Origin of the sequence: Cryobacterium lyxosi, from assembly GCF_004403345.1 — a bacterium.
In the GTDB taxonomy this organism is placed as follows: domain Bacteria; phylum Actinomycetota; class Actinomycetes; order Actinomycetales; family Microbacteriaceae; genus Cryobacterium; species Cryobacterium lyxosi.
This window is the reverse complement of the sequence record NZ_SOGT01000012.1, coordinates 260,086-274,951: the sequence shown is the minus strand read 5'-3', so window position 1 is coordinate 274,951 and position 14,866 is coordinate 260,086. Positions and strand designations below refer to the sequence as shown.

The following is a 14,866-nucleotide window of genomic DNA, read 5'->3' as shown; positions in this document are numbered from 1 at the left end:
CCTGATCCGGATCTGCTGTCTGGCCGCGTGTATCCCCGGCGGAATTCTCCTTGATCGTGAGTACGGTCACAGTGCCGCTTTCTCTTGCGAGTCTGGGATGTGCCCGAATATAGAGATATCGCACGTAATTTTGGCCTGACTGATTAGTATGCTCACCTCTCCCCAGCGACGGTTTTGGGCAGAATCACCGGCAGTCCGGCCCGCTCAGCAGACGAACCCACCGGCACCACCTCTGGCGCGTGGGGATTCATGTCTTGGGAGCGAAATCCCCCACTCCCATCCGCTGCCCAACGATTCATGCTCGGTTGGCTCGATCCGTTGATGTGGACCGGTTCAAGTTCGGATTGCAAGGGGGTTCGGCTCCTCAAGCCTGTGCTGGCAGCGTGATTGAGTGCTCGGCCGATCAGGCGATACAGGTACCACGCCGCGACACCGATGGTGAGTGACGAGACCGTTCCGAACCAGGGGGCGCTGGCCTCCCAAGTCGGGTAGACGACCCAGTGGGTGAGGTAGATGAACAGGGATGCGCTGGCCAGCAGTCGAACGGCCGGGACGAGGGCGCGTGGCATCCGCAACCGTTTCACCCAGATCAGCAACAGTATTCCGGCCACCACGACTGCTTCGCGCGCTGGATCCCCGAAAAATCCGATCGTGCCGACGATCGCCGCCGCCGATGCCGCCACACACTTCCAGCTATTGTCGGCGCGGGCGATGACCCAGCCGAGCACGAAAGACCAGAGCACGGTGACCGGGGTGTAGCGTTCAATTCCTTCTGCTTCGATGCCGACGAGTGCGAATCGGGTCGTGACGGCTGCCGCGAACAAGACGACCGGGAACGCCCACGGGTGCCGTCGTTCGAGGCGGTCGATCGGGCGAATGAGGAACATTGCAGCAAAGCCGAGCATGGTCCAGACGGCGGCCTCGAGAAACCAGAATTGCCATTGCTCGTTCCACTTGCCGTCGCCGGGGACGAGGTTATTGACCAGCAGCGCTGTGGTCCAGGTGTACTTGCCGGTGAACACGGCGACGGCCCCTATCCAGAGCGTGGCCGGAATCGCGATCTGGGCTGCGCTTCTGAGCAGGCGGCGAACGCGCGTGGCCCCTGCAACGTCGGCGAGCTGAAATCTGGCCAGGTTGTATCCGGCGACGGCGAGCAGCAGGTGTGCTCCGCCCTGAACCGTGATCAGGTCGGCATGGGTGCCGACGATCAGCACGATTGCAAGTGCGCGGAGAACGGCGGGAGTCTCGACCCGGGGAAAGCGGGCCCTCCACACTCCAACTGTCACCGCTCCACGCTTCGCCGTTTCGCCCACGGCCGTGCTGTCGGTCTGTGGGGGAGGGGCGAAGGCCGAGGACGCGAGGTGCCGGGCCGATTGTGCTGGCCAATCCCGCGGCAACGCCCCGAGGAGATCCTCCAGCTGCAGGGCCACCTCGACGTAGCTCAACGAATCCCCGCCGAGCCCGGCGAAAGTGTCGTCGATGGTCGCGTCTGGGCGCCCGAGGAGCACGATGAACAGGTTACGGATCAGGTCGGAGAGTGCGACCTGCCCGGGGTTCGCTGCTGTCGGCGCCTCCTGGGCGTCGATCATCTGGGCATACCGGACGAGCGAGGCAAGGTCGGGCTTGCCGCTGGCTGTGCGAGGAAACTCGCTAACGGGGTAGACGCGTATCGCGTGCGTGGGGATGCCGAGTCGCGCGGCGGCGCGGGTTCGTGCCCTGTCAACGTGCCGGGCTGCACGGATGAATACGAGCAAGCGTTCTCCGGAGCTTGCCGTACGGGCTTCGATTCCTTCCTCGGCGAGGAGACGTTGGACGGAATCGAGGTCGACCCGGAGTCCGTACACCTTCACGAATCGGCTGAGCCGTCCGACGACCTCGAACATGCCGTCCTCGCATTGCCGGGCGAGATCGCCGGTGCGAAGTTCGTGGACCGTGCGCCCCAACGCGAAGTCGGCGGGTGTCTCGGCGTAGCCGAGCATGACGTTGGGGCCTTCGTAGACGAGTTCGCCGACGTCGGCTCCCGCCTCGGCATCGATGCGCAGGTGGCCTCCAGGGATGGGGCGGCCGATGCTGCCGGCGGCGTGGTCGGCGAGCTCCGCGGGCACGTACGCCATTCGCGCAGTAGCCTCTGTCTGTCCGTACATCACGAAGAATTCGAACCCGCGACGCTCACCGAGGCGTGCGAAGCGGCGCACCGCTTCTGGGGCGAGGCGGCCGCCGGCCTGGGTGAGGTAGCGGATGCTCGCTGGCAACCGATCGGTGAAATCGCCCGCCTCGAGAAGCTCGAAGGTGTAAGGCACGCCGGCAAAAGAAGTGATCCGATGTGTCTCGGCCTCGTCCCAGAACGTCGCGTCGGCCACCGATCGCTCGGTGAGGACGACGCTCGCTCCCGACACGAGGTGGCTGTTCAGAACCGAGAGGCCGTAGCAGTAGTGCATCGGCAGCGTGGTTGCTGCCCGGTCAGCAGGAGTGATGCGCAGGTACGCCGCAATTGCTTGTGCGTTGCTCAGCAGGTTTTGCCGGGACAACCGAACGAGCTTCGGCGACCCGGTGGATCCAGAGGTGCTGACGAGCATAGCGAGGTCGTCGGAGAAGCTGTGCGTGGAGCCGGGCCGTATCTCCCGCAGGCCCGGGCCGTCCTCGCCATGGACGGCAATGACATCAGGGTCGAACCGTTCAGCCAGCGACGCGCGATGAGTCCGTGATGCTTCATCGTCACCCGGTGCAACCAGAAGCACCGGGTGGCCGCCTTCCAAGGCTGCAAGGTAGGTGACGACCGGCTCGATGGCATTTGCTGCTTCCAGCATCACGAGTCGGCGGACACTACCAAGCTCGAGACGGCGTATGGCGACCATCCTGGCCAGCTGGGCATAGCTGAAATCTCCACTGGCGGTGACGAATGCGACGTCGTTGTCTGAACCATTGAGGAGGGTCAGTCGTGGTGCGGGCATGGTGTGGAGCACGAGAAAACTTTCGAACGGTGCGCACGGGCTAGTTAGGTAAGGATACCCTACATTACAAGAAACCTCACAGACCGCGAAAGTTCATTTCGCCACTGAACCCGTGTCCACAAACGGGGCAAAGCCAGTCGGGCGGTTGCGACCGTGGTTCGCGAGCCCGGCATCCCGCCAGCGAGATAGCACGCAAGATAGATCCCCCACCACAGGGGCGCCGGTGCGCCAGCGAGTTGCAGGGACCAGGCGATGAGGAATAGCAGCAGCGCGAGGCCGGCCCAGCGAACCTCGGGCAGGCGGCTGTCCGTGCGGACGATCGATGGGGGTGTTGCGAGGACGCGGCCTCCGGTGCGGATTGGCGCATCTGACAGTTAGTCCGTCATGCGCTGCCAGCCTCCGCGCTTGTCGATGCAAGGTCAGCGTGGTGGTGGCGAGGCGTGCCGCCAAGGCTGTGCTCGGCTTGGAAGATCGCGTCGCGCACGAGCTGCGAGGCATGCTCGTTTTCGAGGCGGTAGAAAATGCGTGTGCCCTCTTGTCGTGTTGCCACGATGCGTGCCAGGCGCATCTTCGCCAGATGCTGCGACACCGACGCAGGGCTCTTGTCGACGATTTCGGCCAGATGGCCCACCGACAGCTCTCCCGCGTCTCGCAGCGCGACAATCAGACGCACCCGGGTAGCGTCCGCCAGCATCGAGAAGATTTCTACGGCGAGTTCGACGAAGTCGCCCTCGGGAAGATGACCACATAGCCGCTTATCTGCATCCATGCGCAAATAATAGCAGATACTCGTTGGGGCATCCCGGGGTTCCCTCGTTCAGCGGGCGTCGATGATGCCCATCATGCCGGCGTCTTCATGGTCGAGGATATGGCAGTGGTAGACGCTTCGCCCGCTGAAATCATCGAACTTGACCCGAACTCGTACAGTGCTGCGTGCCGGTATGTTCACGACGTCCTGCCAGATCACCGACTCGACTGGTCGGTCATCCTGTTCAATAATCTGCATCGGCCAGACGTGCAGGTGTACGGGGTGATCGAGAGTGCTGGTGTTGGTGAGGGTCCATTCTTCGATGCTTCCAAATTGTACGGTCGTGTTGACATGGGTGGCATCAAAGGTGCGGTCGTTGATCGTGGCTGACATCATTCCGCCGTTCATGCCGCCCCCCATTCCCATGGCGAACACCAATTCGCGTCGGGCGGTGACGGTAGAAGAACGCAAGTCCGTTGGTGAGAGTTGGTCGGGCACAGCGGCGAATGCGGCGGTGTCGGCGCCGGCGACTGCGAACGTGGCCAGTGCGACATCAGCGGAACTGAACGTGCCGCCGCCCATCATTCCGCCCGACGTGCCACGCTCATAACGGAGCGCGCGCAGGGTGGATGTGCCAGCGCGTGCCGTCACGAGCAGGTCTGCGCGATTGCCCGGAGCCAGGACGACTTCGTCAACGTTGCGGGCGGATTCGAACCGGCCGGAGTCGATGCCCAGGAGGGTGAGTTGCTGTCCGTCGAGTCGAAGATGCAGATAGCGGGAGGTGCAGGCGTTGATGACTCGCCAGCGTTCCCGCTCGCCGGGGCTGGCGCTCAGCAGGGGATCACGCTGCCCGTTCACCAGAACGAGCTCGCCCTCCCGGCCCGTCATTTTATCCATCTCGGTGGCAGCTGAAATGGTGCCGGATGAATCGAAGGTGATGTCGGAGATGACAAGGACGCGCTCCCGGGTGGCGGGAATCTCCTCAGGGTCTTCCACGATGATGGCGCCATAGAGACCTCCGAACACTTGGTCGGCGACAAAGCCGTGGTGGTGCGGGTGATACCAGTACACGCCCGGTGCGTGATTGTCGGGCAGTTCGTACTGGTAGTCGAAGGATTCGCCGGCTTTGATCGTGACGAACACGTTGTCGCTGTTGTTCTTCGGAGAGACGTGGAGGCCGTGCACGTGCAGGTTGCTCGGATCGGTCAGGCCATTACGTAGGCTGACATTGAGAATATCGCCGGCTCGAACACGCAGTGTGGGGCCTGGAACACCCCCGTTGTAACTGAGCGCGCGCACGTCCTTACCGGCAATGCTCACGTGCTGAGACGACGACTCCAAGGCCACCGACAGCACGCCGTTGGAGCTGCGCAATTCGGTGGGCTGAACGAAAATGGCCCCGGACGCAGACTCTGAGGCCAGCGGCCTGACTGATTGGTGATTCACGAGCAAGCCAGTCCCTCCGATGGCTACCCCGCCAATTCCTACCCCGCCCAGAATGAGAGCGTTTCGGCGGCTGATGTCAGCCATCATCGGCCTTCGGCGAGCACCCGTATCTGCTCGCGGTACTGCTCTGGTGTTAGCTCCCCGCGAGCGAAACGCTCGTCGAGGATTTTCCGCGCGCTGGTGAGATCGGGCGACGCGGGAACAGCCGGCGGTGCCTGGACAGCCGGCGACGAGGGGCCACTCTGCCCGTTTTTTGTAGATAAACGAATGACGATGTACACGAGAATGGCGACGCCGACCAAAGCCATCAATCCGAACCCCCAGAACCACCCCATACTTCCATTGCTCCACATCATGATGTGATTCCTTTCGTGATCAGTCAATACGTAATGATACCTCTGGGGGTATCTTTTCCTGCTGGAAGTCAGCCGAACATATTCAGATCGGATAAAAGGCCGGTGCCTGGGCCGGTGCAGGAGTGCACGTGGGACAACAAGCCAATCACGTCGTCTGGGGTGTGCCACGCGCTGGGGCAGTGAGGTATCCCGGTGTCGTTCGGCGGTGTGCCGGCTAGCTGGACACCGATACCAGTGTGGTCCAGGTGTTGCCGTAGTCACTGCTGGCGGCGATGCCGGTGGCGTCCGCGACGAGGATCCAGGGTGAGGATCCGCCGACGACGGTGAACGCTTCGGGGGTGCGACCGGTCGTTCCGGTTTGCGTCCACGTCTCGGCGTCCTGGCGCCAGACTCCGCCGTCGGGATCCAGGCCGACCAATCCGCCGCCGGCAAAATCCAGAAGCAGTAGCCCCGGTGCTCCGTCCAACGCGGTGAATGAGCGCCCCGCATCGGTGCTCACCAGAACGCCCGCGGCGGTCGTGGCGTAGAGCAGATCGACCTGGGCTGGATCTGCGCTCAGGTCGCGGAGTGCGAGCTGAGCTCCCGCTGACCACGTGAGGCCGGAGTCGTCACTGACGGAAATGGTCCCAGCTCCCGCGTCGTAACCGTAGACACGAAGGGTGCCGTCGTCGAGGGGGACGGCATCCAAATCGTGAAAATCGGTCTTGCCGGCCAGCGACAGCGGTGTCCAGGAAGACGCACCGTCTGTGCTGGAGATAAGTCCCAAATTGGGAAGCGCCAGATCGCTGGGTTCGGCCGGATCAGGGTGGCCCGATGCCATCAACTGGCCGGGCGCGGCCACGGTGAAGCCCATCGTGTCCTGCGCCAGGCCGGCGAGCTGCATCGGTTGGGTCAGGTCTGCTCGTGGCGCTCCGGTCAGATAGGTGTCTGGCAGCATTCCGGTCGGGATGAGCCACACCCCCTGGTGCGTGGCCGCGTAGGTGTCTCCCGTGAGAGGATCGGTGCCGAGTCCATGCACGTGTTCGAAAGCGTTCGCCATGGCGGCAGTGCTGGGCGATACCGCTGTCGGATCTCCATCGTTGGCCGAACACCCCGTCAGAACCATGAGGCTGACGAGCGGTACGGATAACGCACTGATCCGGCGTGTTGATCGGTTGATTTTAACCAAGAGTGACTCCTCGGGCGCTCATGAATGTTTCTGCATCGATGCCATCACCGTCGACGCGCGTTTCAAAGTGCAGGTGGCAGCCGCTGGACGCACCCGTTGATCCCACTATGGCAATGATTTCACCGGCTACAACCATCTGACCGGAATCAACGAGGAGCTGACTGTTATGGGCATAACCCGTCTCGATGCCTTTGCCGTGGTCGATGAGAACCCAGTTGCCATAGGAGCCCTGATAGCCCGAGGTGACAACTTTTCCTCCGGTCGCCGCGAAGACGGGCTGGCCGCAGGGGGCGGCAATGTCGGTGCCGTTGTGAAAGTCGCCGACACCATCAACTGGTTTGTTCGGCCGAGAACCGAACGGGCTCGATATTCGGCCCAGGACAGGTAGAGCCCAGCCTTGATCGCTGAGCTGGCCCGGACTCAGGCTGGCGTATTTTCCATCGCTGGCAACTGTGGTGTACGAGGCCGGTTCAGGTGCTTCCGTGATGGTGTACCCGTCACGTTGAAAGGGAACGGATGTTGTACCCGCGGCGGTGACACTTTGTAGATCGGCCGTCTTCGCGGCGCTCGCAGCTGCCGCCTGCGGTGGTTCTATGTTCACCGCGAGTGCGGGAAGGGACGCGCCGACCGCAAAGAGCGCGATCATCGCCATGGCGCTGGCGGCCGCAGCACGCTGGCGCAGCGGGATGGGCCGAGAGGTGGCTTTAACCGGTGGCGCAGTTTTCGATGAGCCGGATCGGCCCGCACGCACCATGTTCTCCATAGCGCGGATATCGCGGCGTGACATCGGTGGAATGACACCGGGGATGGGCGGCGCCGTGGCGACGTGACCGGTGTTATCCACGGAACACCGTCCCGGAAATACCCATCAGATGAAAAAATTGACGGCGATACATGAATATGTCCTTGCAGGTGATTCAGAAAACGAATGGTGGTGTCCTGGGGCCGGCCTACCAGAGAAGAACCCGCCCCGAATGTGCCGCTCTAGAGCGAGGTGAGAAGCTCGGCCATGACGGCGATTTCAGCCGACTGCGTCTTGACGATATTGGCGGCCATCGCCTGGGCATCCGCATTCTCACCATTATCGATTTCGAGCTGAGCCATCGCGACGGCCCCCTCGTGGTGCGCAGTCATCTGTTTCAGGAACAAGGAACTGGCGTCTGCTCCCGAGGCGTGCTGCAACGCCATCATGTCGTCGTCGGACATCATCCCAGCAGAGCTGCCGCCCATGCCGGACATGTCCGACATACTGTTCTCCTCTTCGCCCCACGCCGTCAACCAGTCTTTCAACTGGGCGATCTCCGGTTTCTGCGCAGCCTTGATCTCGGTCGCGAGGTCGACCACGCTTTGATCGAGGTTGTCCTTGGCGAGTAGCTCGTCGCTCATTTGAATGGCCTGTTCATGATGGGGGATCATCATCTGGGCAAAGGTCACGTCGGCGGAGTCAAACGCCGCTGTGCTTTGGCTGGCAGCAGGGCCCGCTGATTCGGCGGCGGGGCTGCCTCCAGAGCATGAGCTGAGAGTGAGAGCTGCTGCCAAGGTCACGGCAGCGTACAAGAAAGTTCGTGGGTAGAGCATCGTTCATCCATTCGTCTGTTAGCGGTAGAAACCGGTGCCAGCGGGCACGGCAAAGTTCCGACCACGTGCTGGCTCGGAACTGCATCTCGGTCTAAACGCGACAGATGGAGAGAAGGGTGAGACTGGGCCGCTGACGCGGTTGGGCGCTGATGCGCCAGGAGCTCGACATCACGCAGGTATCGAGCAGGCGTCGATACCTGGCCGGTAGCCGAGTCAGAAATACCAGAACGACGAGAGTCAGTAGCAGAACGCACATCATCGCCAGCAGAGCGCATTCAAGCATCCCGTGGAGGCTTCCGGACGCGATCGCCGCGAAGACGGGAGCTGCCATGACTGCAGCCATACCCGTCACCGACGTCTGGTGCTCCGCAATAGCCGGTGATGCAGCAGCCGATGATGCAGCAGCCGATGATGCAGCAGCAGCAGATGATGCGGGGACCAGCGCGGGCATGGCGTGCCCGGCGGTTTCGGAATGAACGGCGAAAACTGCGAACAATAGCGCGGCAAGAGCGAGCAAGGAGACGAACGGAGACGCAGAGGCGGGCGCTCGTAGACGTCGCACCGCACGATCCAGCGTCATTTCACCTACTTCTCTGCCAGCAGCCCCTGCTGAACTGCCCAATGTCTTCTCTTGCAGAATACCGCACGGCCAGCGGCGAATCCTGAGTGCCGGTTTTATCCGAGCCAAAACCGTGATTTCGACAACACATTCCGCCGCCATCGCGATCGATCAAGACCACCATCTCTCAGATGGTGATCGTTGATTCCGCCTGTGCCAGAGGTGTCGACTGAGTCGTCCAGGCCCGAAACGCAATGATCCCAGAGAGTATCCCGATACCGGCCAGTACGGTCGCCGTTGGCGCCAACCCGAGCTGGGCGCCGAGTATCCCGGCCAGTGGGTAGGTGACGATGAAACAGGCATGGGACAGAGAAAACTGGGCGGCGAAAACGGCCGGTCGGCTGGTCTCGTCGGAAGAGCGGCGCAACAGTCGCGCCGATGGCGTCAGGATGAGTGCGGTCGCGGCGCCGAGTATGAACCAGATCACGAGGAGACCAGGCCAGGTCAGGGGTATTAGCGGCGCGAGAACAAGACCGGCGAGGGCCAAAAGCCCGGCGGGCAACACCGCACAGCCGAGCAGCATGACGTTTCGGTCGTCAAAGCGCTCGAGTACCCGGGGCAGCGCAAGAGCGACGAGCATGGACCCGAATCCGTAGCAGGCGAGGGCGAGAGCAAAGTCGGACTGAGCGCGGCCTAAATGGCTTTGCACAAGCACGACGGTGTTGACGATGACCATACTGGTCGACGTTGCGACGACCATGTTCATGGCCAGCAGGGCGCGCAATTGCGGTGTGCGCGAGAAGACGCGAACGCCGCGGGTGAGACGCTCCGAGAATGGTGTTGTCACGGCCACCTGATGAGCCGGCAGAGTGGCGGTGAACACGAGGAGGGCGGAGCCAACGAACCCGACGATCGTTCCCACAAAAAGGGAGTGGTAGCTGATAACGGTTAAGAGGGCGGCGGCGAGAATCGGGCTGAGGAGCGATTCGAGGTCATAGGCCAGTCGCGACAGCGACAGCGCCCGGGTGTACTCGCTCTCCCTCGGCAGGACCTCCGGGATGAGGGCTTGGAACGCGGGGGTGAAGGTGGCTGAAGCGGCTTGCAGCACGAAGATGAGCAGGTAGATCTGCCAGGCATCGGTGACGAACGGCAGGGAGAGCGCGACGATCGCGCGGAGTGCATCCGCTGATACCAACAGGGTCTTGCGTGGCACGTGCGTGGTCAGCGCGGAAATGACCGGGGCGACGCCGACGTAGGCGAGCATCTTGATGGTCAGTGCGATGCCGAGCACTATCCCGGCGTCACCGCCGGCGAGGTCGAACGCGAGGAGGCCGAGGGCTACAGTGAGCATTCCGGTGCCGATCAGAGCGGCAATTTGCGCGCTGAACAATCGGCGATACGTTCGGTTGCGTAGGACCTCAAGCATGAGCGACCGCACAGTGTGTGTCAATGGCTCGCTCGAGCGGATGCCGGTGGTGCGCCGGTGTGCCCACGACGGCATGCCCAGCTTGGACGATCACATCCGCATCAAGCGTGCACATGTCCTTATCTGCATTCATACGCAGATTATTGCACAATGCCCCGCAGTTCGGTCGTAAGCCATTGCCCGGCATGAACTCTTAGGAGCCGGCCTCATGTTCAAGGGTGCGTTCACCGGTCAGCGCGGATACCGGCGTGGCGCACGTGTCGCCTTTCCATGCTGCACTGCCCTCTCGGATCGCGAAACCCGCGATAACCAGCGCGGCGACCGCATCAGCCCAGGCCCAGCCGAGTAGGGCGTTCAGCGCGAGCCCGATGAGTACCGCGGCCGAGAGATACGCGCACAGCAGGGTCTGCTTCGAATCGGCGACCGCCGAGGCGGAACCGAGCTCGCGGCCGATGCGGCGTTCGAAATAGCTCAGAACCGGCATGACCACCAGGCTGATGGCCGTGAGCACAATACCGACCGGACTGTATTCGGGTGTGCGTAACCCCATGATCGACAGCGCGGCGTCGATGCTGACGTACGCGGCGAGAGCGAAGAAGGAGAACGCGATCACGCGCAACGCGAGCTTCTCCCGTTGCTCTGGTTCTGGCGCAGCGAACTGCCAGGCAATCGCGGCAGCGGAAAGTACCTCCACGATTGAGTCAAGGCCGAACCCGATCAGCGCAGCCGACGACGCGATGGATCCGGCCGCGAGGGCGATGACGGCCTCGATGAGGTTGTAGCAAATCGTGATCGCGACGATCCAGCGGATCCGGCGCTGGAGGAGGCGTTTGCGAATCGGGCCCAGCGCCGGAAGATGAAGGGGTGAGGGCGCGCTCATGTTTCGGCTCTGCAACACAGGGGTACGTCACAGGTGTCATCTGCGCACGCGTCACCGTCATCGACGGCGAGGACCACGTCGACCAGCGCGACCAGCGCACGCGTCAGATGCGGGTCGGCAATCTCGTATCGCGTCGACCGACCTTCCGGCGTGGCCACCACGATGCCGCAACCGCGCAGGCAACTCAGGTGGTTCGACACATTCGAGCGCGTCAGCCGCAGCCCGTCTGCGAGCTGGCCGGGATACCCAGGGGTGTCCAGCAGGCTCAGTAGAATCCGCGATCGGGTCGGATCCGCCAAGGCCCGCCCGAGCCGATTCAGTACATCCAGACGAGAGGCACTAGTCAGCATGCACTGACATTACAGTGGTCACTGACGTATCCGCAAGCACATGCACTGTCATCTCGGGCTGTAGCGGTCCCACTTTCTGGTTCAGGATTGCTGCTCGTGGGGACCGGCCGCTCCCTGGAAAAAAGCGCCCGGGACTAGGCGCTGGGTTTGACCGCCTTCACGATGCTCCCGTGCATTTCGGGGGCGACTTCGTGGGTGTATTCCACAGTCGCGTCAAGAAATCCTGCTGCGGCGAGCGCGTCCAGGTATTCCTGGTTCGAGAGGGCCCCGGCGATGCAACCGGTGTAACTGCCGCGCTCGATGCGGTCCTCTGCGCTCAGGTGGTTTTCGGCCACCACGTCGGAGATTCCGAGGCGCCCGCCGGGCTTCAAAACCCGGAACATCTCGGAGATCACCGCATTCTTGTCGGTGGACAGGTTGATTACGCAGTTGGAGATGATCACGTCGACGGTTGCATCGGGCAGGGGGATGGCTTCCATTTGACCCTTGATGAACTCCACGTTGGTGGCTTGGGCCTTCGCCGCATTAGCTCGGGCAAGCCTGAGCATCTCATCGGTCATATCGAGCCCGTAGGCGAAGCCCGTTGGGCCCACACGACGTGCGGAGAGCAGCACGTCGATACCGCCGCCGGAGCCGAGGTCGAGCACCGTTTCTCCCGGGTGCAGGTCGGCGACAGCTGTCGGATTGCCGCAGCCCAGACTGGCCAGAAACGCCTCTTCGGGTATCTCTAAATTTTCGTTTCCGGTGTAGAGCGCGGAGCCGAACACGTCGCCGTTGCCCAAATCGGTCGGCACGCAGCACGACGTGCTCGAGACGTCACTCAATTGCACTGCGGCCGTCGCGTAGCGTGCGCGAACACGTTCCGTGATCTCAGATTTCTCGGTCATGAATTGATCCCTTCCGGTAGATGCGGCACCAGCCTACTGCTACATTGATTCTTATCGATATAACGAGTGAAGGCTCAACTTTTGAGGGAGATCCACATGGCTGCCATCCGAATCTACGAACCGGCACTGTGCTGCGACACCGGAGTCTGTGGCGTCGATGTCGACCAGTCCCTGGTCGAGGTGACCGCGACCGTGCGCAGTCTGCAGGACCTTGGCGCTGACATCCAGCGCCATAACCTGGCCACCGACCCGCTCGCTTTCACCACGGATGAGACCGTGCGCGCCTTCATGCACGTCGTCGGTTCGACCGGTCTGCCGCTCACCGTCGTCGATGGTGTCACCGTCGCGACCGGTGCCTATCCCTCGAAAACCCAACTGCTCGCCTTCGCCGGCCTCGCTCCCGTCACGAGCGAGCCAGCCGAGCGAGTCCAGCTCGGCCTGACCGAAAAATCTGAAAGCGGATGCTGCGGCGGCGCCACCGGCTGCTGCTAGCACCATGAAGTTTTTGAAAGACCCGCCCCGCTTTCTGTTTTTCACCGGTAAGGGTGGCGTCGGCAAGACATCCGTTGCCTGCGCTTCGGCCATCGAGCTGGCCACCCGGGGCCGCCGAGTGTTGCTGGTGAGTACCGACCCGGCATCCAACATCGGGCAGGTATTCGGCGTCACGATCGGCAACACGGTCACTCTGATTGAGGCCATTGCCGGTCTCAGCGCCCTCGAAATCGACCCGGAGCAGGCCGCGGATGCCTATCGCGAACGCATCATCGCCCCGGTTCGGGGACTTTTGCCGGAGCGCGAGCTGGCCAGCATTGCTGAGGGCCTGTCCGGTTCGTGTACAACCGAGGTTGCCTCGTTCGACGAGTTCACGAACCTGCTGACCGATGACAGCCTGCTCCAGACCTACGACCACATCGTGTTCGACACCGCGCCGACCGGACACACCATCCGCCTGCTGCAGTTGCCCGGCTCCTGGACGGAGTTTCTCAACGCGGGTAAGGGTGATCCGTCGTGCCTCGGCCCGCTATCCGGGCTGGAGAAGCATAAGACGGTGTATGCGGCTGCGGTCGCTGCTCTGGCCGACCCGCGGCGTACGCGGCTGGTGCTCGTGGCGCGCGCGCAGGCATCCGCTTTGAGCGAGATCGATCGCACGCACGCTGAGCTGGCGCAGATCGGAATTCTTGGTGGCTATGTCGTTATCAATGGACTGCTGCCAGTTGGCGCGGGAACAGAGCCGATAGCCGCAGCGGTGCGCACACGCGAGTCGGCCGCGCTGGACGGTATTCCGCCGACCATCGCTATCCTGCCGCGTGATCTGCTCGCGCTCAAAACCGGCAATATGACGGGTATCAGAGCGCTGCGCGACCTGTTTCAAGCCGACAGCGATAACGGAGTATCGCCGCAGACCCTGGTCGAAGTGCCGAATGCCCCGCTTGGCCAGTTCGTCGACGAGCTGGAACAGGCCGGTCACGGCCTGATTTTATGCATGGGAAAAGGCGGCGTCGGCAAAACCACGATCGCTGCGGCAATCGCGGTTTCCCTCGCTCGGCGCGGCCATGCGGTGCACCTGACCACGACGGACCCGGCGGCCCACCTGGTGGACACCCTGCACGGAACCCTGCCGGGGCTGCGCGTCTCGCGCATCGACCCGGACGAGGCGATTCGGGAGTATCGAAATCACGTCATGGCTACCAAGGGCAAGAATCTCGACGACGACGGCCGGGCTGCCCTGGCCGAAGACCTGCTCTCGCCGTGCACCGATGAGGTCGCGGTGTTTCGGCAGTTCTCGAAGGCCGTACATGAATCGCGGCACGAATTCGTTGTCGTTGATACCGCTCCGACCGGCCACACCTTACTGTTGCTCGATGCCACGGGGTCGTACCATCGTGAAATCGCGCGTCAGATGGGGGAGGGCATGGCGTTCGTGACCCCGTTGATGCGGCTGCAGGATTCCGCGCTGACCAAGGTGTTGCTTGTCACCCTGGCCGAGACGACGCCGGTGCTCGAGGCCGAGGAGCTTCAGCAGGATCTTCAGCGAGCCGGAATCCAGCCGTGGGGCTGGGTAGTCAACAATTCCATTGCCGCAGCGCGCCCCGAGTCACCGTTTTTGCTGGCGCGCGCCGCCAACGAAGTCACCCAGATCGACAGGGTGTTCGACCACGCCGATCGGGTTGCGATCGTGCCGTTACTGGCCGATGAACCGATCGGCGTGGACAGGCTGACTGCGCTGACTGCGCCCGGTCGCGGCTAGCGGGCCATTTCGGGGTGCACCTTGATGACGGTGATGTTTTTCGTGGGATGCACGGTTTTCGCTGGCGCCCGCGAAAAACCTTTTGCTCCCTCGAGGCGGTTCTGACCGCGAAACTCGGCCAGGGCGTCGTCAAAGATGGCGTTCAACTGGGCCCCGGTGAATTCTCCCACCGCCCCCTCTGTGAAGCTGATGCTGATGAGCGTGGTGTCGGGAAAGTGCCGGTTCATGCGGATGAAGCCATCGGCATCCTGCTGCAGGGTGATCATTGG

General features: G+C 62.7%; 15 protein-coding genes. 2 read left to right on the top strand and 13 right to left on the bottom strand.

Going from position 1 to position 14,866, the window contains the following annotated elements:
• Positions 1–152: 152 nt before the first annotated feature.
• From E3T27_RS11065 to arsM, 12 genes are all read right to left on the bottom strand, one after another.
• Positions 153–2,951, bottom strand: a complete 2,799-nt coding sequence (locus E3T27_RS11065; protein ID WP_134572764.1) for an AMP-binding protein — start codon at positions 2,949–2,951, stop codon at positions 153–155.
• 382 nt (positions 2,952–3,333) lie between these two features.
• Positions 3,334–3,720: an ArsR/SmtB family transcription factor gene (locus tag E3T27_RS11060; protein ID WP_104198323.1), complete on the bottom strand. Its 387-nt coding sequence runs from the start codon at positions 3,718–3,720 to the stop codon at positions 3,334–3,336.
• A 48-nt stretch (positions 3,721–3,768) separates the two neighbouring features.
• Positions 3,769–5,229: a multicopper oxidase family protein gene (locus E3T27_RS11055; protein WP_134572762.1), complete on the bottom strand. Its 1,461-nt coding sequence runs from the start codon at positions 5,227–5,229 to the stop codon at positions 3,769–3,771.
• On the bottom strand, positions 5,229–5,528 hold the full coding sequence (locus E3T27_RS11050; RefSeq protein ID WP_233201014.1) for an SHOCT domain-containing protein: 300 nt from the start codon (positions 5,526–5,528) through the stop codon (positions 5,229–5,231). The genes E3T27_RS11055 and E3T27_RS11050 overlap by 1 nt, the downstream gene beginning before the upstream one ends.
• Positions 5,529–5,715: 187 nt before the next feature.
• Positions 5,716–6,540, bottom strand: coding sequence for a WD40/YVTN/BNR-like repeat-containing protein (locus E3T27_RS11045; RefSeq protein WP_134572760.1), 825 nt, complete (start codon positions 6,538–6,540; stop codon positions 5,716–5,718).
• 121 nt (positions 6,541–6,661) lie between these two features.
• Positions 6,662–7,321, bottom strand: a complete 660-nt coding sequence (locus E3T27_RS11040; protein WP_206750166.1) for a M23 family metallopeptidase — start codon at positions 7,319–7,321, stop codon at positions 6,662–6,664.
• 332 nt (positions 7,322–7,653) lie between these two features.
• Positions 7,654–8,103, bottom strand: a complete 450-nt coding sequence (locus E3T27_RS11035; protein ID WP_338144897.1) for a DUF305 domain-containing protein — start codon at positions 8,101–8,103, stop codon at positions 7,654–7,656.
• Positions 8,104–8,338: 235 nt separating this feature from the next.
• A complete protein-coding gene (locus E3T27_RS11030) occupies positions 8,339–8,827 on the bottom strand; it encodes a hypothetical protein (protein ID WP_134572754.1) in 489 nt (162 codons plus the stop codon).
• A 166-nt stretch (positions 8,828–8,993) separates the two neighbouring features.
• On the bottom strand, positions 8,994–10,232 hold the full coding sequence (locus E3T27_RS11025) for an MFS transporter (protein WP_134572752.1): 1,239 nt from the start codon (positions 10,230–10,232) through the stop codon (positions 8,994–8,996).
• A 193-nt stretch (positions 10,233–10,425) separates the two neighbouring features.
• On the bottom strand, positions 10,426–11,112 hold the full coding sequence (locus tag E3T27_RS11020; RefSeq protein ID WP_134572750.1) for a cation diffusion facilitator family transporter: 687 nt from the start codon (positions 11,110–11,112) through the stop codon (positions 10,426–10,428).
• Entirely contained in the window at positions 11,109–11,462 is a 354-nt protein-coding gene (cmtR, locus tag E3T27_RS11015) for a Cd(II)/Pb(II)-sensing metalloregulatory transcriptional regulator CmtR (protein ID WP_104198315.1), read from the bottom strand. The genes E3T27_RS11020 and cmtR overlap by 4 nt, the downstream gene beginning before the upstream one ends.
• Positions 11,463–11,596: 134 nt before the next feature.
• The gene (gene arsM, locus E3T27_RS11010; protein WP_104198314.1) at positions 11,597–12,349 is read right to left on the bottom strand and encodes an arsenite methyltransferase; all 753 of its coding nucleotides are present in this window, start codon (positions 12,347–12,349) and stop codon (positions 11,597–11,599) included.
• Positions 12,350–12,445: 96 nt separating this feature from the next.
• On the opposite strand from arsM, the gene arsD reads away from it, so the two are divergent.
• The gene (arsD, locus tag E3T27_RS11005) at positions 12,446–12,841 is read left to right on the top strand and encodes an arsenite efflux transporter metallochaperone ArsD (protein ID WP_104198313.1); all 396 of its coding nucleotides are present in this window, start codon (positions 12,446–12,448) and stop codon (positions 12,839–12,841) included.
• A gap of 4 nt (positions 12,842–12,845) precedes the next feature.
• Positions 12,846–14,597: an arsenical pump-driving ATPase gene (gene arsA, locus E3T27_RS11000; protein WP_134572748.1), complete on the top strand. Its 1,752-nt coding sequence runs from the start codon at positions 12,846–12,848 to the stop codon at positions 14,595–14,597.
• On the opposite strand, the gene E3T27_RS10995 is transcribed toward arsA, so the two are convergent.
• Positions 14,594–14,863: a hypothetical protein gene (locus E3T27_RS10995; protein ID WP_134545967.1), complete on the bottom strand. Its 270-nt coding sequence runs from the start codon at positions 14,861–14,863 to the stop codon at positions 14,594–14,596. The two genes, arsA and E3T27_RS10995, sit on opposite strands and share 4 nt — an antisense overlap.
• Between the last annotated feature and the right edge of the window lie 3 nt (positions 14,864–14,866).

Coding starts and splice junctions, on each gene's coding strand:
- E3T27_RS11065 (WP_134572764.1), bottom strand. CDS start 2,951: ATGCCCGCACCACGACTGACCCTCCTCAATGGTTCAGACAACGACGTC.
- E3T27_RS11060 (WP_104198323.1), bottom strand. CDS start 3,720: ATGGATGCAGATAAGCGGCTATGTGGTCATCTTCCCGAGGGCGACTTC.
- E3T27_RS11055 (WP_134572762.1), bottom strand. CDS start 5,229: ATGGCTGACATCAGCCGCCGAAACGCTCTCATTCTGGGCGGGGTAGGA.
- E3T27_RS11045 (WP_134572760.1), bottom strand. CDS start 6,540: ATGGCGAACGCTTTCGAACACGTGCATGGACTCGGCACCGATCCTCTC.
- E3T27_RS11040 (WP_206750166.1), bottom strand. CDS start 7,321: ATGGCGATGATCGCGCTCTTTGCGGTCGGCGCGTCCCTTCCCGCACTC.
- E3T27_RS11030 (WP_134572754.1), bottom strand. CDS start 8,827: ATGACGCTGGATCGTGCGGTGCGACGTCTACGAGCGCCCGCCTCTGCG.
- E3T27_RS11025 (WP_134572752.1), bottom strand. CDS start 10,232: ATGCTTGAGGTCCTACGCAACCGAACGTATCGCCGATTGTTCAGCGCG.
- E3T27_RS11020 (WP_134572750.1), bottom strand. CDS start 11,112: ATGAGCGCGCCCTCACCCCTTCATCTTCCGGCGCTGGGCCCGATTCGC.
- cmtR (WP_104198315.1), bottom strand. CDS start 11,462: ATGCTGACTAGTGCCTCTCGTCTGGATGTACTGAATCGGCTCGGGCGG.
- arsM (WP_104198314.1), bottom strand. CDS start 12,349: ATGACCGAGAAATCTGAGATCACGGAACGTGTTCGCGCACGCTACGCG.
- arsD (WP_104198313.1), top strand. CDS start 12,446: ATGGCTGCCATCCGAATCTACGAACCGGCACTGTGCTGCGACACCGGA.
- arsA (WP_134572748.1), top strand. CDS start 12,846: ATGAAGTTTTTGAAAGACCCGCCCCGCTTTCTGTTTTTCACCGGTAAG.
- E3T27_RS10995 (WP_134545967.1), bottom strand. CDS start 14,863: ATGATCACCCTGCAGCAGGATGCCGATGGCTTCATCCGCATGAACCGG.